The 18,363-nt window shown below is 58.8% G+C and carries 14 protein-coding genes; 8 read left to right on the forward strand and 6 right to left on the reverse strand.

The genetic code is table 11. The annotated features are described in order from the left end of the window. The first annotated feature begins 195 nt into the window (after nt 1-195). Together CIT37_RS33280 and CIT37_RS33285 are read left to right on the forward strand one after the other, a co-directional pair. On the forward strand, nt 196-441 hold the full coding sequence (locus CIT37_RS33280) for a hypothetical protein (protein WP_011084811.1): 246 nt from the start codon (nt 196-198) through the stop codon (nt 439-441). 822 nt (nt 442-1,263) lie between these two features. After that, on the forward strand, nt 1,264-1,989 hold the full coding sequence (locus CIT37_RS33285) for an outer membrane protein (RefSeq protein WP_014497822.1): 726 nt from the start codon (nt 1,264-1,266) through the stop codon (nt 1,987-1,989). Nucleotides 1,990-2,336: 347 nt separating this feature from the next. Here CIT37_RS33285 and CIT37_RS33290 read toward each other — a convergent pair whose 3' ends face one another. After that, a complete protein-coding gene (locus CIT37_RS33290) occupies nt 2,337-2,456 on the reverse strand; it encodes a LuxR C-terminal-related transcriptional regulator (protein WP_018646991.1) in 120 nt (39 codons plus the stop codon). A 1,263-nt stretch (nt 2,457-3,719) separates the two neighbouring features. Between CIT37_RS33290 and CIT37_RS33295 the strand changes: the two genes are divergently transcribed. Together CIT37_RS33295 and hemN are read left to right on the forward strand one after the other, a co-directional pair. Then, entirely contained in the window at nt 3,720-4,436 is a 717-nt protein-coding gene (locus CIT37_RS33295; protein WP_011084806.1) for a sulfite exporter TauE/SafE family protein, read from the forward strand. Nucleotides 4,437-6,078: 1,642 nt separating this feature from the next. Beyond that, nucleotides 6,079-7,416 (forward strand): oxygen-independent coproporphyrinogen III oxidase, encoded by a 1,338-nt coding sequence (gene hemN / locus CIT37_RS33300; protein ID WP_011084804.1) that lies wholly within the window; start codon nt 6,079-6,081, stop codon nt 7,414-7,416. A 408-nt stretch (nt 7,417-7,824) separates the two neighbouring features. Here hemN and CIT37_RS33305 read toward each other — a convergent pair whose 3' ends face one another. Beyond that, nucleotides 7,825-8,343 carry a hypothetical protein gene (locus tag CIT37_RS33305; RefSeq protein WP_011084803.1) on the reverse strand — a complete coding sequence of 173 codons (519 nt, stop codon included), beginning with the start codon at nt 8,341-8,343 and terminating at the stop codon, nt 7,825-7,827. A 413-nt stretch (nt 8,344-8,756) separates the two neighbouring features. Here CIT37_RS33305 and CIT37_RS33310 point away from each other — a divergent pair, with 413 nt between their 5' ends. Further along, nucleotides 8,757-9,113, forward strand: a complete 357-nt coding sequence (locus CIT37_RS33310; protein ID WP_161966254.1) for a hypothetical protein — start codon at nt 8,757-8,759, stop codon at nt 9,111-9,113. A 507-nt stretch (nt 9,114-9,620) separates the two neighbouring features. Then, nucleotides 9,621-10,424, forward strand: coding sequence for a hypothetical protein (locus CIT37_RS33315; RefSeq protein WP_231088518.1), 804 nt, complete (start codon nt 9,621-9,623; stop codon nt 10,422-10,424). Here the strand turns inward: CIT37_RS33315 and CIT37_RS33320 are convergent. Beyond that, on the reverse strand, nt 10,411-11,475 hold the full coding sequence (locus CIT37_RS33320; RefSeq protein WP_011084514.1) for an IS630-like element ISRj1 family transposase: 1,065 nt from the start codon (nt 11,473-11,475) through the stop codon (nt 10,411-10,413). The two genes, CIT37_RS33315 and CIT37_RS33320, sit on opposite strands and share 14 nt — an antisense overlap. Here CIT37_RS33320 and CIT37_RS33325 point away from each other — a divergent pair. Together CIT37_RS33325 and CIT37_RS33330 are read left to right on the forward strand one after the other, a co-directional pair. Next, nucleotides 11,449-12,348: a carbohydrate porin gene (locus CIT37_RS33325; RefSeq protein WP_099421828.1), complete on the forward strand. Its 900-nt coding sequence runs from the start codon at nt 11,449-11,451 to the stop codon at nt 12,346-12,348. The genes CIT37_RS33320 and CIT37_RS33325 overlap by 27 nt on opposite strands. 131 nt (nt 12,349-12,479) lie before the next feature. After that, nucleotides 12,480-12,860 (forward strand): transposase, encoded by a 381-nt coding sequence (locus tag CIT37_RS33330; RefSeq protein ID WP_011084799.1) that lies wholly within the window; start codon nt 12,480-12,482, stop codon nt 12,858-12,860. A gap of 7 nt (nt 12,861-12,867) precedes the next feature. Here CIT37_RS33330 and CIT37_RS33335 read toward each other — a convergent pair whose 3' ends face one another. The 3 genes from CIT37_RS33335 to CIT37_RS33345 form a co-directional block, all read right to left on the reverse strand. Further along, nucleotides 12,868-13,503 carry a hypothetical protein gene (locus CIT37_RS33335; protein ID WP_014497829.1) on the reverse strand — a complete coding sequence of 212 codons (636 nt, stop codon included), beginning with the start codon at nt 13,501-13,503 and terminating at the stop codon, nt 12,868-12,870. A 256-nt stretch (nt 13,504-13,759) separates the two neighbouring features. After that, nucleotides 13,760-15,106, reverse strand: coding sequence for an IS5-like element ISBj5_B family transposase (locus CIT37_RS33340; protein ID WP_011084757.1), 1,347 nt, complete (start codon nt 15,104-15,106; stop codon nt 13,760-13,762). A 2,143-nt stretch (nt 15,107-17,249) separates the two neighbouring features. Further along, nucleotides 17,250-18,194, reverse strand: a complete 945-nt coding sequence (locus CIT37_RS33345) for a hypothetical protein (protein ID WP_018647405.1) — start codon at nt 18,192-18,194, stop codon at nt 17,250-17,252. Nucleotides 18,195-18,363: the final 169 nt, after the last annotated feature.

An 18,363-nucleotide genomic window follows, 5' to 3' on the forward strand; every position in this document is an offset into this window, starting at 1 on the left:
ATTTCTTCGAATTGCGCGGGCATTACGGCGTTCGGTCATCGCAGCTTCAACAAGCATCTATATCCTCTCCTGAAGTCCCGGGAGTAGCGTGGAAGAGGTTGAAGAGCAGATGTCTTTCGTGCTGAGACACGCAACACAATCCGGTTGCTTTTGAGAAGGTACTTCCTTGTATCAGGATGTCGAGGAGCGTTAGAGATGGATCAGATCTTTTCCGAGCAGGTGCAGGTGCCAGATGCCGTTGTGAGCGTCGCATTTGACAAGGCTTGGAGCTTTGTCGAGAAGGATCCGCTGCTGGCACATAATCTGAAGGCCGTCCTTCATAGCCGATTGCGCACTTACCTCGAGTGCTCGATAAGAAACGGCGAACGGAATGCTTTGAATCTGGCCAACGAGGCGATACGCAACTTGCGGGCTGAACTGGCACCGTCGACCGGGCAATGACTCGCTTGTGCCTATTGCGGCGAGAGCATCCGGCGCCGTTAAGGCATTTAGGGCGCCTCATACGGTGGAAAATTCGGGCCAGTGCGTGGTCGAGCAGACTTTTCTCTAATCATGTGCGGCCCCGCTGAAACGAGAGCGCTCGAGAAAGCTGTTGCCTCTGCAGCTCCTCTGGCGGCCGAGACCAGGAAGCTGAACACCAGGCCCAGACGGCGGCGAGACGGGGCGGCCGCGCTGGTATTCGCTCGCGCCAGGAAACCGACCACGGTGACCTTGAGCTCGGCACGATCTTGCGCAACTTCAAGCAAGAGCACTGTCTAGCACGCAGTGGGCTTCCCGACCCATCAATCAAGGTCGAAGTTGACGGACCATCGAGCTAGACTTGTGGTCGTTCCAGAGCCAAAGCGATCGAGCCTGCAATCGATCGGCATCGCGTTGCTCGCGATTGCAAGCGATAGCACGTCCGTGTTGCCGGAAGAATGACCTTAAGCGCCTGAGGCGTGCCATCGATCCAGTACTGTAAGTGCGGCTGGGCGTTGCCGCAGCTTAGCGACGGAAGGAGCCGAACACCTTTTGGCTTTGCTCCGCGTCGCAGGTGATCATGAACGATCATTTTCAAAGAGGATGATCCGCGCGAGGCGACCACTGCCGAGCCACAGCGTCTCGGTAGAAGCAAAGCAGCGGAAACCGCGAGCTCCGCAATCTGACGCCGCGGGCGATTGGGCACGTTTCTTTCCAAGACATGTTGTGCGCCAGTTACAGCAATTCGCGTTCATGTTGTTAAACGGCACGGTGCCTGGGGCACCTAAAGGAAACAACACGCGAATGAAAAAGATTCTTATTCTGACTGCATGCATCGGCGCACTCTGTGCGGCCGCCCCCTCATTCGGCACGGATCTGGCCGGGCAGCCCGTCAAGGTCAAGGCGGCACCGCTGCCGGTCGCGGCCCCGATTATCGATTGGTCCGGCTACTATATGGGCGCAAACGGTGGCTGGGGAACGAGCCACAATTGCTGGGATTTCAATGGCATCACTTCCGAGGGCTGCCATAATTCGACTGGCGGTACCGTTGGCGGCCAGATCGGCTATCGTTGGCAAATCTTCAACATGGTGTACGGCCTCGAAGGCCAGGGCAACTGGGCCGACTTCCGCGGCTCCAATGTCAGCACCGCCTTCCCGACAGACACCGTTGGCACCACGACAGATGCATTCGGCCTACTCACGGGCCATATCGGATACGCGTTCAATGCTGTGCTCCTTTATGGCAAGGGCGGTGCTGCGGTGACCAGCAACACCTATTACGTCAACTCGGTGGCAACCGGCACCGAGCTTGGCAAAAACAATGATGTGCGTTGGGGTGGCGTGCTGGGCGCCGGTGCCGAAGTCAGCCTCACGCCGAACTGGTCAGCGGGCGTCGAGTATAACCACTTGTTCATGCAGCGCAGCAACATAAGCTTCCCAGCGGCCCTTGGCGCGGATCGCGCGCACCAGGACGTCGATCTCATCACGGCACGGCTCAACTACAAGTTTGGCTGGCCGTTCGCCAGATAAAGATCTCCACGCGTTTGGATGAATCGGGACCCCGGCCCGCGGTCGGGGTTCTTTCCTCAGCTGTTCCTCTCCCTAGACCCCTGTCCGACGTCCCGAGCAAGCGGTGCGGGCTCATCTGAGCAAAGAATCACCCGCTGGTGGAGAGAGCCATGCTCCGACCAGTGAGCATTAGATCGGCCGATTCCACATCTTACCGACCTTACGAAGCCCCAGAACCTCACCCAGCGCGAGATGCAGACTTGCCCAAAGGAGGGTTATATCTGCGAGTTCACCGAAAGCACCGTGCTCAACTTGCCAGAAGCTGGAAGCCAAAGATGTGACAGTTGGCGGTCGTTCCTCAATTGAATTCAAAGAACATCGAGGCGAATAGCTATCGCGACTGCTTGAATCCGGCTGGTCGCACCCAGCTTTCCCATCGTATTCTTGACATGAAAATTGACTGCATTCTCGCTGATTTCCAGGATCATCCCAATTTCCCATAACGATTTTCCTTCTCTGACGCCATTGGCCGCATTCGTTGCTCTGCCGGCGACTGCGCCAGGATGATCGCATCGTCAAACAACCGAATAGCGTCATCATCCTTGCTCCGAGGCGATCGACAAAGTGCTCGCTGATGGCGAGCTGGCGAACTCGGAGATCATCGCCTGTCGTCCGTGCGGATCGACTCCATGCGAACACAAGGATGCTCCATCTTACTCATGCCGGCAGTGATAGAAGGGCCGAGGGCCCCGGGACTGTGCTGGCGACAAGAACCGAGCGCACGCACGGCTAGATGCTTGGGTCGGTTTAGCTTGCATGGCGAGAAAACGCAGTCGCGTCCGAACGGTGCTTCGCTTTGTCTCTCGGGCGAGCACGAGGAGATCTTGGGCTCTGAACTACACGTAAGGTAGAGCACGCACCTTTCAGTGCGAGACTCGATCTGCGTCTTGTCAGTACCAATTCCCTGCTTTGAGATGAAGACAACAGAAGTGTCATCTTTTTTCCCAATCTTGCGAATCATCCATCGCTAACCTGTCGCTGATTCTCGGCGTGTGACAGCGTCGGTGACGCGATCGATGAGCTGAACGGAAGATCCGATGCAGACGCCATACTCCCCGCATCGTTGTCCGGCATTTCATCGGGCCCGTCCGGCAGGCCCGGTACAAACGAACCGAACGGACAGAAATGGGCCACGTCAAAAACGCAACAAGCGATAGGCGCAGTCGCGAAACCTGTTTGATGCGGAAGACACTTTGCATGCGCATTCCAGAAGGAGAGGCCCCCGGATCGGATTAGCAAGTGCCATACCAACTGTTGATTTCGCCAAAATCAATCGTCGCAAAAGGACTTCGAATGCGGACGGTTGGTTGCGAGGTAGGTGCCTCGAAGCATTCATGACATGGGGAGGGAAGGCGACAGTACCATTGCGAGCTGCGGCACGGGGTAAGCTACAGCAACAAATGCAGCTCACCTCGGCAGCTCACCTCGGCCGCCCCCTCGAGTGCCGTCCTCTCAGGGCCTCAAACGCCCCCTATTGGGGCCCAGTCAACTACCAACCTCGGCAATTGATGGGAGGGTCCACACATGGCACTCGCTAAGGAACTTGAACTGACTACACCTCCGGCCGCACGATTCCGGCGAACCGCTTAGATCCGCCCCGAGCGGAAATACAATTAGGCCGCACCAGATGCACGAATCATGATGGGCTTGCTAATAAAACGGGCGAAGATCGTCGCCAAGATATGTGAAGCATGACTTCCCTGCTCTTCGCGATCATCTCCCTGCTATATGCGAGCGTTGGCCAGGCTGGCGGGACTGCATTCCTCTCGCTAATGGCTTTTTTTGGTATGTCATCGACAGAGACGCGCCCCACGGCGCTTGGTCTCAACATTGTCGTCGCGGCTTATTCTACTTGGCTGTTCAACCGCAACAAGGTCGTTGACTGGACAATCCTGCGCCCTCTTCTCTTTTCGTCAATGCCAGCGTCGCTTGCCGGTGGCTTGATTGTGCTCGAGGAGCACATGTACAAAACACTAACCGGACTCGTTCTTCTTCTGGCGAGCGCAGTGATGATCATGCAGCGGGGACGAGCTGTCGATCGCGTCGGCGAAATTCCGCTCCGGGAAAGCGTGAGCATTGGCGCGGTCCTTGGCCTCGTTTCTGGCCTGACTGGGGTGGGCGGCGGTGTGTTCCTCGCCCCGACGCTCATCGCACTGAATTGGGCATCACCGAGGCAGACCGTCGCGCTATCACCCCCTTTTATCCTGGCCAATTCCACAGTCGGCTTCGTCGGAGCTCTTTTCACCGGGCAATTTCCCTCTCCGGATTTGGCTCTATACGCTATCTTCACGCTGGCGGGGGCGGTCGCTGGAGCAGTAATCGGCCTGAAATGGTTGAGCCAGACAGCCATCAGATTCATACTGGCGGCCGTTCTGCTCGTTGCCGGCATTCAATTGGTTCGCGCTTAAAGTGGAAACGCGCATCTTTCATGCGGGCGATCCCAGCGCGGTCAGATCGAAGTACAAGGTTTCTGCGAGCCGCGGCTCAAGCCTGGTCCGAGCGCCTTGCCCAACACTGAAAGCCGCCAACACGATCGCGAAAAGCCGTAGGGTCGAGCGAGGGTGAGGCGGATCCGAGCGCGCTCCGCATCGTCCTGAGGCGGACGGTCAGTACTAGATCGCATCCGATTCGCGCTTCCAATCGACCTGCAGGATCAACGTCGGGCAGGCCGGGCGAGCAAACGAGGCGTACGCCGATCTCGGCTATGGCCTGGCGCGACGCTTCAATCAAGCGTGCCGGACGAAGAGCACCTGATCGATGGCGATCCGGCAAGCTCTCACTACCCTGAGGACCGCGCCAGGGTGCGCATTCGACTTGGTTAGGAGCGATAGGGCGATGAACTCTCAATATAGTATTTCTGCAAGGCCGCGCAATCTCCTTTCTCGCGCGCGTGTGGGCTGCGTCCTCATGGAGAATATTACGAAGATGATGTCCACGCTCGATTGGTTTTCGAAACAGACACTTTATCGATCCAGTGTGAATGGACTGGAACGCCAGGATGCGAATCCCATTTTCTGTAATCATGAGGCACAACCTTACACCCCGGCTCCTGCATACATGGCCTCCAGCTCGCAGCGTAGGAATGTTTTGTGACGGGATGATCGACGCCTCACCAGGCGACTTATGTGGAACCGAATCTGGAGGTCCATCGCATTGATGCGACGCCAATGAAGACTCGCTGCATAGATATGCGATCTGGCCGATCAACAGCTGCAACGGCGTTATCAGAAACAAAACGCCTCAACCGATGAAGCAGAATAGAAAGTACAGAAAATCGTTCCGAGCTCGCGTTTGCCATCAGCACGACGTCCAACTCGTTGTGAGTTAGTGACATGTATTTGGATCTGAACGAGACGCCGGCGAACCAAGGCGTCCCGACGCACTTTGCCGGGGGCGTGAAGTGCGCCGGGGCCACCCCAACATCATCAGTACATCCGTGATGATGCTTGCGGCAATGAGACAAGCAGCGTGGCGGAATTGAGGCTCATTGATTTTATGCTGGAAACCAAAAAAGTTTTTCGTGAGCTGCTACAAAAGACTTGAATCGCACGCAGCGTCACGTGCTGCAATCGCACATCGCACATCGCGCTCTGCTCTAGCAAGTCACTTATCTCCGTGACGCTCCGGCCTTGAACGGGAGGCATCCGTCGATTGCGGAGCAACCACGTCGGCCTTTCCTCGGAAGTCCAGCAACAAGCTCAGCTGCCCTGCTGAGGTTTTAAGATCCCTGTTTCCGTCGCAAAAAGGCAGCACGCCAGGGGGAATGCGGAAACGACGCTGCCCGATGAGCGATTGATACTGCGCACGGCTAGTCGCGGTACACCGCGCTAATTCGAGCGTCCTCGTAGAAATTCATATGCCACCATAAACGTCCGAATAATTGCGGACGAGCGGCGCTCACTTCCAGGCATGAACCCCAACGCTGCGTTTGGCCGTGACGTCGAGAGCAGGCCAGATCTCAGGAACCGTTAGACGCGTTTGACATAACGCAAAGACATAACAGTGGGCATCGGTCAGCTTTATGCCGCTCGACCATGAGAAAGTTAGGCTTTGCAGACGTCTCTCCTGAACAAGTATTGCGACGCTCGCCTGCCTTGGTACACCATATACCCGACCGTGCCGGATTTCTCCGCGACCGTCGGTGCCAAGACTTGTGAGACATGGTTGAGGCGGCTGCCGCCCGACGATCCCGTGTCGCTATACATCCACGTTCCGTTCTGTCGTGCTATCTGTTGGTATTGCGGCTTCCCTACAAGCCTCACTCGCAGCGAGCGACCGATCCGCAAGTACTTGGCGACGCTGCATGCCGAGATACGTTTGGTCGCAGAGCAAGCGCCTCGCGCGCTGCCGGTAAGCGACGTGCATTTCGGCGGCGGGACGCCGACTACTATTGCACCGGCCGATTTTCTCGCCTTGATGGCACTCCTGCGACGCTGCTTCGCGTTCAGCAAATCAGCTACCATCGCCATAGAAATCGACCCACGTGCGTTCACGGCCGAGATGGTTGAAACATTACAAGTGGCCGGCGTCAATCGCGCGAGCATCGGCGTGCAAAGCTTCGACGGGGTGGTTCAGAGGTCGGTCAACCGCGTCCAGAGCGAGGTGCAGACGGCGTCTGTCGTCGAAAGCCTTCGCCAGCATGGGATAAGCCGCATCAATTTCGACCTCCTCTTCGGACTGCCGCATCAGACGGTGCGATCTTGCGTGGACTCTACACGGACGGCTCTGGCCATGCGGCCAGACCGGCTTGCAGTTTTCGGCTATGCTCACGTCCCCTCCTATATGAAACGTCAGCGCCAGATCGATGAGACGGCGCTGCCGGATAATCTCGCCCGCGCCGAGCAAGCCGCGGCTATCGCAGATACGCTGGTCTCGGCTGGCTACCGCCAGATCGGGCTCGACCATTTCGCCCTGCCCAACGACGAGCTCGCGCTGGCGCAGAAAGCCGGTCAGCTTCGCCGCAACTCCCTGGGCTATTCGGCTGATACCTGCAAAACCGTGATCGGCTTAGGTCCGTCAGCCATCGGCCGTCTGCGTGAGGGTTACGTTCAGAACGAGAGCGCAACCGCTTCCTATCACCAACACATTCAGGCTGGTCGTCCGGCAACCTCAAAAGGCTACTGCCTCTCCCCCGAAGATCGCCTCCGCGCCGCAATTATCGAGCGTCTGATGTGCGATTTGCAGGCCGACGTACCAGCGATCTGTGCTGCTCACGGATTTGATCCAATTCCTCTTCTCAATTCGGCCGACCGGCTGGGAATGCTCGCCGAAGACGGGATAGTGGACATTGAAGAGGGATTCATTCGGGTCAAGCAGGAACACCGGTTTCTCGTTCGTGCTGTTGCTGCCGCATTCGACACCTATCTCGACCGTATCCCTATTAACTAAGCCGCGCATGTGAGCAGATCTCAAACATTTAAGCTCTTCGCGACGGAATGATCTGAAGAGGCACCTCCGGCAGACAGGCCAGATTTCGAGGATGCAGCGGCGGTGTCATGACAACGATCTTTCAGATATGGCCTCAAACCGGGAGGGCTGACTAAAGGGAAGCTGATTTGAAGGAGAAGCGCAGCGGATTCCGCCGTTCAGGGCCACGGCTCGATCATGCCGAAAGGGCTCTGCCCCACCTCCCCTTGACTGCTCTTGATGATGGTGACGGCCTCAGCGACGTGCCGCTGGAGACGCCGGCGCCCGCACCAGCTTCGGGAAATTTACGGCTGGAGGCAGCTTTGCGAAGCTACGGTCCACCTCCTCGAGCACAGTTGGACACTCGACGACGCCTGCAGCGTCCCAGACTCAAGGCTCGGCTGTCTTCGGTCCGGCGATCACTGGCGCGCCTCCGACGGAAACAGGTCCCTGTGGTTTGGACCGCCCGAAGCGTTTCCTGGCGGCGCTCGAAACAGCCCGGGCTGGCGACAAAGGAGGCTCGGAAGCAGCAGAAGGGACAGGTGTTGAACTCTGCAGCGCATCGATCCGCGAAGTCAGTATGGTGATCTGATCCAGGACCCCTTTGAGGACATCCCGCTGGGCATCGATCCGGCGGTTGAGTTCTGCGATCTCATCACCATTTTTCTGCTGTGCCCACTTTATCTCGGACAAGGATGCCCTGTCCTCCGGTGGCAGGCTCATCGTTGAAGCGACTTCGCTGCTTTCCGGCGTCTCGACAGGCTCTTCAAGGTTAGCCCAAAGCCAGGCGCTAGCAGCACACGAGCCGACGAGGATAAGCGGGAGCACCAAAACCGGGAGAATCCGTCTTGACGGCCCGTGCAAGAGCGGCCGCAAGTCTGAAGCGGCCGCTTGATCAATCAAGTCCATTGTCCCTCGCTCAAGATCTCGTTCCAGCAGGCTTATTTTGTCGACGCGATAGCTCGCGATGCTCCCGCGTTCCAGGAGCTGCCAGCGTCGACAATAATCAATCTTGGTGAGCTTCCCGATCGGCTGCGCCTACTCCTATGAAACGCTCCTTCTTGAGCAACGCGACAATTTGCGCGCGTTCTCAATGATAGCGCCACCAGCGAGCAATGGTTCTCGTCGTAGTCGGCGATGGCGCAGCATTCTCTCATCATTCAGAAGAACCTTGCAGATTTTTTACCGTGCCCCGGCACGAATGCAAACCGTCCACTGATTCCTGCAAGTGTTCGATGGAGCCCCGCCTCACGCATTGCCCAGACCAGCAACCTCGTCTGGGACGCGCCACGTAAGCGCCACGGCTGATCGGCCGAGCCGCAATGGCGCGATTGGACCGGCAAACATTGCACCTGATCAACTACCAGTTCCGGCAGGTTGTTCGAGATGACGGGCACGTGGCAAGCGTAACCAACGAACGCCGCGCACATCAAGGTTTTGGATGCAAGACAGGTTTTGCCGCGCCGACGGCAGAAAGCAACTGCTCGCCGATATCCGCCAAAGCTGCTCGATGGCTGATTCCTCCGGTCCCCTGGGCTATCACGTTGGATGTTGTGGTGTGGTTGCCGCGCGCGCAAATCCAAAAGCTCTTCGGCCTTCAAGCCCGCCGATCGTCTCGTGTTTCGGTGACAACGATACCAATGAAACGCTTCGTGAAGCCAAGCCTCTTGCACGGCTAGCCTTGCTTTCGGGTGGCTGCCGTTTGGTCCAGAAAGCCGCCTTCGATGCAGATGCGCACCACCGCCAGACTCGCCTGACGCACAGTGAGCAAGGTGGACATTCGCAACGCTTTGGCGGCCAGGACAGAACGCTCCGCGCGCTCGTGAGCATTTGCCGAGCCAGCGCTCTCCGCTGGCTCTGGGCGCACCGGCGTCACGCACAACCAAAGTTTCGGACCAGATCATCCTCGCGCCGCGAGCTGAGAGGTTCAGGAAGCCTGAGTGGCTCTGTTCGGATAGATCGAGTTCTGGCTCGTCCCCCTCCCCCACGGACGCGAAACGACAGCCGCGATGCCGCTTGCTCGTCATTGCGAGGAGCGCTGGCGACGAAGCGATCCAGACTGCCACTGCGGGGGGGTCTGGATTGCTTGGCTGCGCTTGCAATGACGATGTGGAAGCAGGCGCGTGCCACACGCCGCCGCGAGCTCACTTCGGGCCAATCAGGCCGCATATTCATGGCCGGCAGACATGGACCCGAACTACGCCATGCGTGATTGCCTTCTTGCGACGACCTCGCCCCGGACATACTCGGCTACGGCAGCACTTTCTTTCAATTTAAGACCAAGGGGCAAGCAATCTGGGCTTGCTATCGCACTTTCGCTAGCGGCTTGTCTGGTCGGCAATCCCGTACTGGCACAAACCGCGAGCGGACTTGATCCTAGTAACCACCCTGTGGATCAGGCCAGCAAAAGAGGAAAGACTTCCGACCGGGCCGCAAAGCTCCCGATCGACCTGATCTGTCAGGCAATCCGCCCTCCTGCCCCGGCGCGAGCAGCAGGTCCCGGAGTGCCTTTGGAGAAGCGCGGCAATGCGGACAGGGCTGCTCAGACGAGACCGCAAAAAACGATCGATCCCTTCCAAAGGTACGACAATCTGCGTGAAAAAGGGTTGTGGTTCCCCATCCCTGGTCCTGCAGATACGATTGATCAGGACAAGGGGGGCGTTAGATCTGCGCTGGCGGACGTCGGCATCGGCTATATCGGGTGGACACATAACTCCTTTGCAAGCAACCAGCTACCGCATGCAGCCAGAAGCACTATCGCAAACCAGCTCTATATGGGCCAGAATCCGACTTTCGCGTCGGCGAACTTCATGATCGTCACCTACGATCTGAGCCGGTTTGGCATTGCCGACGGACAGATTGTCGTAGGGGCCGAGCAGCAATACTGGACGTGGGATCGCCCAGGGCCAGATCGGGTGGGACTCAATACGCTCGCCTACTACCAGACTTTCTTCAACAGGACACTAGTACCCGGAATCAGAGCTGAGTGATACGGCGGCCTTTGAAACGGCGTTGACGGACCTTTTTCTTGGTCCAGACGAAGGGCTCGGCTCTGTCGTTGTATGCGTTGACGTAGGCATCGATGTGTTCCTGAAGCTGCTTGAGGCTCGTGAAGGAGGTGCCGCTGAGCGACTGCCCCTGCAAGATGGAAAACCATACTTCGACCTGATTGAGCCATGACGCACTTGTCGGCGTGAAATGAAATTGCACGTTGGGGTGGGCCTTGAGCCAGTCCTCGTTCTTTTTATGGGTGTTGAGGTTGTCGAGGATGACGTGAAGCTTGCGGTTCGGAAAAGTCGCGGTGACGCTGTTCATGAAATCGAGAAACTCGACGCGGCGCCGGCGTTTTGAATGGGTCGCGATGATCTTTCCGGTGGCGACTTCGAGCGCCGCAAACAATGTTGTGGTGCCATGCCGCTTGTAATCGTGGCTTTGGCCGGTTAAGGCGCGGCCATTGGGCAACTTCAGATAACCCTGCGCTCGCTCCAAAGCCTGGATCGAGGGCTTCTCGTCCACGCACAGCACAATGGCCTTCGCCGGCGGCGCGACATAGAGGCCGACAACATCGGCGGCTTTGGCCGTAAAGTTCGGGTCGTTGCTCTCGCACCAGGACTTGCGAGCCACCAGGTCAATCTTGTGGCTGCGCAGGAACCGCCAGACATATTGGACATCGACATCGCCCAGCGCCTCGGCCAGCAGGGGGCCGGTCCAGCGCGCAAACCCTTGCGGTGGCGGCTTATCCAGCAGCTTCAGAATCCGCTTGTCGGTCGTCTTCGTATAGATCGGCTGCTTGCCAGGCCGCGGCTTGTCTTGCAGCCCTTCAAGGCCATGGTCGGCATAGCGATGCCGCCAAAGGCTGACAATCCGCGGCTGGACCCCAACTTCCTTGGCGATCGACCGGGTGCTGCGCCCATCCGCCGCCAACAGAACTATCCGCGCCCGCTTCAAATCGCGCTGCAACGTCACCGGTGAGCGACAGCACGCCTCAAGCACCTTGCGATCTTTCCTCGAAAGGTGGACTTCTCTTGCTTCGGGTATCATCCCGACCTTGAATCACGACTCACGTTCCAAGAAAAGTGGGTACTAGAACTCAAACTTGGCTACCTCAGAAACCAGAATGAATTCACCGGCACATTGTTCGGAGGAATCACAGGATCGAACATGTCTGCCTTGTTCCAGGCTGGGATGAGCACCAATGCCGCGCCCACGCCAGCGGCCAACTTGAAGTACAATTTTGACGCTCGCTTGTACAACAAGGTCTCCGTCCAGCGCTCAATCAGTCCAGATGGTGCCTATGCCCATATAACCGAGAATCCCACCGGCTTGAAATGGAGCACGGCCAATGCAGGCATCCTTCTTGTCGAAGAAGCCGGCTACAAGAGCAAGGCTGCTCCCGGCGTACCCGACACGTGGCTGCGGGCGGGCGTTGGTTTGAACAGGAGCCGCTACACGAATTTGGCGGATCCCAAGCAACAAAGGGAGAGCGGAAATAATTTTCACTACATCGCTGCGGACAGGCAGCTCTGGCAGAGTGACGCCCTTGGGTCGCCGTCTCGCGGCATCTACGGCGGCTTCTCCGTCATGGGAGCTCCACCTGAGCGCAACAGGATCAGCCGGTATTACGAGCTTCGTCTTTATGCAAAGGGACCTTTTGATAGCCGGCCCAGTGATCTGATTGCTCTCGTGGCGACCAACACGGCCTGGAGTAAGCTTGCAGTGGATGCTGCTCTGGCAAAAGGCCAGCTTGCGCACCGCGATAGCACAGCAGTCACGGGAACATACATCGCGCATCTCGCTCCGGGGATATATGCAAGCGTCGGACTGTCATACATTCATTACCCGACAATCATCACACACACGCCCCAAACGGAACACGCGCTCAATCTGTTGATATCTACGTTGATATTCTTCTGATCATCGCAAGCGCCGTTCTGCTCCGACGTTATCGTGACGCATGGGACCGAACCCTACCACGGCAAGTCGGCTAAGCGTGACAGAAACGAGAGCGCGACCTTCGACCGAGCAACGAGCACCACTTTATCGGCATGGGGAAGGACCTGGACGATCGTAAGCTCGGGGGAAACCAGCGAGCGGAAGGCATGGAGCAAGGGCGAATCGCGGGCATCGATTGCGATTCTGATCTTATGACCTTATTCGCGCCCGTGAATTCCGCAACCTTCACCAAAGAACCCAATTGCATGAGACGAGGCGGTCTCGCGGGCGCCGGCATCACCGCGTTGATGAGCCGCGAGGCCGTTTGCTACGACAATGCCCCGATGGAGAGCTTCCTCCATACACTGGTTCGTCATCGCAACCATAACCGCGCCGACGCCCAGCGCATTATCTTTGCTTTCATCGAGGGCTTCTACGAGCCGAACCCGGCTCCATTCCGCAATCGATATATCGCCCGATCGAGATGGAGCTAAAAGCCGCTTAAACCCCTCCACTCTTTCGGGGAAGATCAGACTGCCCTAAATTTAGAGCCGAGTCATCTGGATCGACGGATACTGGCGACGGTATGGATTGATCATCGAGCAATCGCCAAAGCTCCCCTGGAGAGAATTGCTCTAGATCGAAACTAAGCCCTTCTGGACCGGCGGAGAACGACGGGGCAGGGTGTTGGCGCAAGTCATCCTGCAAGTCCTTTTCTAGTCGCTGAAGCTCCTCTGAGGGGACGGAGACGGGGGACGGCATGGATTGATTATCAAGCAATCGCCGAAGCTCCCCTGGAGAGAATTGCTTTAGATCGAAACTAAACTCTTCTGGATCGGCGGAGAACGACGCGGCAGGGTGTCGGTGCAACTCGCCCTGTAAGTCCTTTTCCAGTCGCTGAAGCTTGTCCGAAGGGACGGAGGCTGGTGACGGAATGGGTTGATGATCAAGATGATCCAGCACTTGCAAAAGCTCCCACTGATGAAGCTGCTCGGGATTGATCGCGACGTGCCCTTGGACGAAAGCCGACGGGGCGGGTTGATCCTCCTGCCCGTCCCGAAGCTCCTCTCGCCGACTGCTAGCTTCGTACGAGGCCCTGTGCTGTGCAGCGGCGTCGCCGATGAGCGTCGGTTCCATCAGTGCCGCGCTTTCGGGATGGATGGGGGCCACGTTCGGGGGGCGGGCGCGACCGCTCCGTTGGCGTACGATGACTTCGCCCGTCGACCGAAAGGTGCGGAGATGGTCTAATGCTACAAGGAGGATTTTGGGATTTCCCTTTCCGACGAACTCGTATACGTCACCGCCATTGCTCAGCGACTTATTGTCCTGCCGAGCAACAATGCTCGGTCTGCGTTTTGCGAAGAGCCAACGGCTAAAGCTAAGAAGTCGTCCGTTAAGAAGCCGGATTGATCGAGGCTGGCCGGGCGAGCGTGCGCCATAGCTGGGCCAGGAACAGGCACAAGAGATATCTCAGCCAGGCGAGGATGCGGCGGAAGTTGTGTCCGACGGCTGAGAGGACGACGTTGGCGGCATCGCCGGCGCGGCCTTTGAGGTAGCAGCGCCCGAGGTGGCCTTCCGCCTTCAGGTGTCCGATGATGGGCTCGATGGCGGAGCGGCGGCGCAGCTCGCGCTTGATGACACCGAAAACGCCGCGCTTCTGGCCGGAGATGAAGACGCGACGGGGATTTTGTGCGTCGTGGCCGCGGTATCCCTTGTCGACATAGGCCCGCTCGATCGGACAGCCGGTGAGTGTCTCGGTGCGGTCAATGACGTCCCGCAAGGTGTGACCGTCGTAGGGGTTGTCGGGCAGTGCGCTGGCGTGCAGCACGAACAGGCCACCGGGAGCCCGGCGGTTGTTGGTGACGATGGAGGCCTTCACGCCGAACTCGTAAGGCGCGCTGGCCTTGCCCTTGCCGATGCACTCCACTTCCGGGGCATGGAAGGAATAGAGCTTCCAGCCGCGCTGGCGCTGCTGCTGCGAGCGGATCTGCGTGGCCCGGCCGAGCGGGAGGGCGAACGCCTGCTCCAGTGCTGGCTGGCCTTCGATCTTGCGGCGGATGTCGCGGATGATCCGGCCCAGCCGGCTACGCAGGATACGCAACTGCCGCTGATGCCGCCTGAACTGTTTGGCATGGGCGTAGCGGCCGGCCATCATCGCGGCGGCCTTGGCGATGCGAGCATAGGATTGCCGCAGCCTGACGCCGTGCCTGATCGCCAGGCGGTTGAGCCCCTTGATGGCCGCATGCAGCAGCTTGGCATCGGTCGGAAAGGTGATGGCCTTCGGCTGCACCGTGGTGTCGACCGTAACCCGCTTGAGGTCCTGGCTGCGTAATGCACCGGCCTCGTGCGCTACCCGCAAGCTCTCGGCCAGCAGCAACTCCAGCTTGTCGCCAAGCCGCTTGCGCCAATGGCTCAGGTCCGAGCGCTCGTGCGGGAACGTGTGCTGAAAGAACTCTTCCCCGGTGAAGAACTGGAAGTATGGGTCATGGACCCAGCGCTCGCACACCTCCTCATCGGACAGCCCGTAAATGTGCTTGAGCAACAGCAGACCGATCATGAAGCGCGTCTCGATCCCGGGCCTGCCGTTCTCGCTGTAGAGCGGCGCGATCTCGCCGTCGATCCAGTCCCAATCGACCTTGCCGGCGAGCAGAACCAGCTCGTGCTTCATATTGATGATCTGGTCGAGCCGAGCCCGGAACAGATCGTTCGATCCCGTCGTCTTGTGCTTCTTCGGCCGCATCGTTCCCTCCGATGCAGACAAGGAATCATGCTTCCCGCTTCGAGGGAATCCACGAAAACCAAATCGCAAGGTTCTGACGCCCAAAGCATCAAAACCTTGCAATCTGGAAATGCCCCTTAGCCCAAATCGAGATTCCCGATCAGTGGCTTAGTCCTTCTTCACGGACGACTAAGAAGAGCGCCTGCATGTTGCTTCGCCCCACCGGCGACCATCCCGCCTTTGATGAGAGCCTCCTCAAGCCTCAAGATTTCGGGAGCATCCTGGGATAAACAGGCCGCTTGTCCAACTGATGCCCCCGTACCACAATCCCAGTTGATTGAGCCGGCTGCATCGCGGAGGCTGCTGACATTGCTCCACCACCGCCTGAATTGGCGAACTCGCTCAGCTGCTGCTCAATGGCAACGCCTTGCGGACTTTTTAGGGCCCTTGGCCTCTTCGCTGCTCTCAACTCAGCTGTGTTACGCTCATCGTTGATGAGGACCTCGCTTGGCAAGAGGTTGCTCCTGGCAAGTGCACTCATCGGCTCGGCCGGGGACTGCTGGTGTAGCTAGACACATTGGTAGAGGGCCTACCGCGTGGCCCACCGTCAGGGATCGCGTTATCGGCTTCGCGCACCTCGTTTAATTGCTGCTCAAAGTCGTCTTGCCCGGATCGGTCGGGTTGATGCTCTTGCGAGACCTGTACCGCGGCCCGGCAGTTACGTCAAAATTGTGCGGTTCCACATTAGCCTCTCGTCATGCAATCAATTGAGCTAGTCCTACTATGAACAAACTTTCGAGAATCTGACGAGCCGTCGCCCGCGGCTCTCAATCGTCGCGCAACTTCATGCCGAAATCCTCGACTTGCGCGCCACCGGTCTGTCGCCGCGCGGGATCGCGCCGCAGATCGCCATGAGCGTGAGGACTATCGAACGCTGGCTTGCTGCGGGCGGTGAGCCTGAGCGCCGGCGGCCGCCCGCACACTCTGTCCTCATTGATCCTTTTCGAGATTATTTGGGAAAAGCGCTGGGAGGAAGCTGACCTTAGCGATTTTTATCGCACCAAGCTCGCTGTCATCGGCTTCCCAGGTCCAGTGGGCACTTGCACTCTGCTCCCGAGCGGACCAGGTGTTTGCAACGCAGCGCGAGGGGCCTTTGCATAGCGCAATAACTGAACTGGGCATGAGGCCTTAAGCTATGCAGGTTGCGAAATACCGCGCCCGCCGAGGAATTTGGGCGGCCATCAGGAAAAGCCTTTGTCAGCAAACTTTCGTTTGGTGGCCAAGTTCTTGGCGCTTGGCCATCGCCTGCGCTCGGCGCCGGTGCTCCCTCGATCAGGAATGCGTTCGATCTGTGGTAGCTGCGGTTTTCAAGACAAGAATTGGCGGACTATGTGAAAGGATCAGGGATGCAGAAAGCATGTCCGGGCACGCACCAAATTGGTAGAATCGCTTGGCAGATTCTACAAAGAGGAGGCTGGACGGTTCAGGCCGTGCCCCTGCAACGGATCCATCGCCTGCCAACAGCCTCGCTATAGAACGCCTTACGCGAGCTGCCCCGCCGAAAGCTCGATTGCAGGCCCTGCTGCCTCTTCAGCCACGTTCAGGATAAATGCGTACGCGCTGGCGGCCTTCGCTCTCCACCAATTCACCCCTGTAAGGCACTCCGCGGATCTCGAAATAGGTTGGTTGGCCCGCCCGCGGCAAGATGCCTTGGCCTTCCAGGGCGCGGACGAGGTAGGGCGGAAGGAATCGATCTCGGTGCTCCCATCCCCGCGGATCAGATACCCAAGATCAACGGGCCCCTCACCGGATTGCACGGCTGGCACGATCGGCCGGGGACGATAGAGCGACTGAGACGGGCCTGGTTCATCCGGCTGGCTCACGCGGGGATGATGGATCAGGCGAACATCCCTGCGGCCTCCTGGTCCACCGTAGCCGAAAATAGCGCTCCCCATTGATCACAAACTGACTTGGCCCGAACTGGTTTGGCAGCAGATGCATATTTCCCAATACATCGATCAACACGACTGAAGCCGCCTGGGAGCCGTGGCGCCAGCCGGCGCCAACGATCGCTCCTATATCCCGCAGCTCCGGAGCCGCCCCCGGCGGTCCTGCGAACGACGAGGCGGCTGCAAATTCAGATGCTGGCGCAGAGCGCGCATCGTCACGCAAGTCGTGGGGTGTGGGGTGGATCCAGATCAACGAAGGAGTCGAGACCGCCGTAGATGTTTGACGATCGAGGCCTCACGCACGACGGCGATGCGGAGTCTTGCATCTGTTGCCCGAGCCAGGCCCAGGCTCCCTGGCTGGGGGTGGCCGGTGTAGCAGGAAGCTCGAGCGGCGGATGAGCTTGCGCGCCCCAGTGCGGCGCTGGCTCTGGTGAGGCGGGTCCTTGGATCTGCTCGCCAAGCCAGTTCCAGGCTCCGGCGCTCGGCGTCGCCGGGGTTGCGGGAAGCTGCTGCGACGAACCGGCCTGCCAATGGCTGGGCGGCGCTGGCATCGATATGTTGGGCCCGTGGATCTGCTCGCCAAGCCAATCCCAGGCGCCCGCGCTCGGGCTAGCTGGCGTTGCGGGAGGACCCTGCAGTGCATGCGGCTGTCGAGCAGCTTCCCAAGAAGGCTGGCCCGGATCCTCAGGAGGCCTCAATCCAAGCGCCCTGTTCGCCTCCAGGATTTGCTCGTATCCGCCAAGTTTGACCAGATCAGCATTGATCTTCTTGTCGTTGGTTTCGCGCCTGTACTCCTCGAGATCCCGGACAAACGCGGGGGTGGAAAGTCGGCCGGCCATCGGTGGCCTATCATGGGTCCGCAGCCACTCACTCAGCTTAGACATGCGGCGAGCTTGCCTGTCGATCGTCTTCGGCTCGATCCTGTGTGTTGCCTTTTCCGCCGCCGCCCACATGTGGATGAGGGTTGCGTCCGCGCCGTGAGGAGCCAGTCGGCGGAGATCAGGCGCCAGGGCGTTTCCGGCACCGACCTCACGGAGCTTCTTCAAGGCCGCCTTGATGCGCGTGCCGCGGCGGCCTGCGTACCTGTCGACCTCCTCATCGAGCTCAGCTTCCAGCTGGTGGTTTTCCACCTCCGGATTGTCCTGCTGCGCGTTTTCCAATTCCCGGCTATTCGATCCGCAATTGAGGGCCTGCCGTGCTCGCTCAGGAGCACGCTCAAATGGCGCAAATCGGTTGCCGCATTCTTGATCGTGCCGTCGGTGAGGTTACCCGCCGCCTTGTTTCGGAAATCTTTAATGAGCTCCTCATCGGCCGCAGGGACCCCGCGCG

The sequence above is a fragment of the Bradyrhizobium ottawaense genome, from assembly GCF_002278135.3.
Lineage (GTDB): Bacteria > Pseudomonadota > Alphaproteobacteria > Rhizobiales > Xanthobacteraceae > Bradyrhizobium > Bradyrhizobium ottawaense.

Coding starts and splice junctions, on each gene's coding strand:
- CIT37_RS33335 (WP_014497829.1), bottom strand. CDS start 13,503: ATGGAACCGACGCTCATCGGCGACGCCGCTGCACAGCACAGGGCCTCG.
- CIT37_RS33290 (WP_018646991.1), bottom strand. CDS start 2,456: ATGATCCTGGAAATCAGCGAGAATGCAGTCAATTTTCATGTCAAGAAT.
- CIT37_RS33285 (WP_014497822.1), top strand. CDS start 1,264: ATGAAAAAGATTCTTATTCTGACTGCATGCATCGGCGCACTCTGTGCG.
- CIT37_RS33315 (WP_231088518.1), top strand. CDS start 9,621: ATGGACCCGAACTACGCCATGCGTGATTGCCTTCTTGCGACGACCTCG.
- CIT37_RS33320 (WP_011084514.1), bottom strand. CDS start 11,475: ATGATACCCGAAGCAAGAGAAGTCCACCTTTCGAGGAAAGATCGCAAG.
- CIT37_RS33295 (WP_011084806.1), top strand. CDS start 3,720: ATGACTTCCCTGCTCTTCGCGATCATCTCCCTGCTATATGCGAGCGTT.
- CIT37_RS33310 (WP_161966254.1), top strand. CDS start 8,757: ATGGCGCGATTGGACCGGCAAACATTGCACCTGATCAACTACCAGTTC.
- CIT37_RS33280 (WP_011084811.1), top strand. CDS start 196: ATGGATCAGATCTTTTCCGAGCAGGTGCAGGTGCCAGATGCCGTTGTG.
- CIT37_RS33340 (WP_011084757.1), bottom strand. CDS start 15,106: ATGCGGCCGAAGAAGCACAAGACGACGGGATCGAACGATCTGTTCCGG.
- CIT37_RS33305 (WP_011084803.1), bottom strand. CDS start 8,343: ATGGACTTGATTGATCAAGCGGCCGCTTCAGACTTGCGGCCGCTCTTG.
- CIT37_RS33330 (WP_011084799.1), top strand. CDS start 12,480: ATGGGGAAGGACCTGGACGATCGTAAGCTCGGGGGAAACCAGCGAGCG.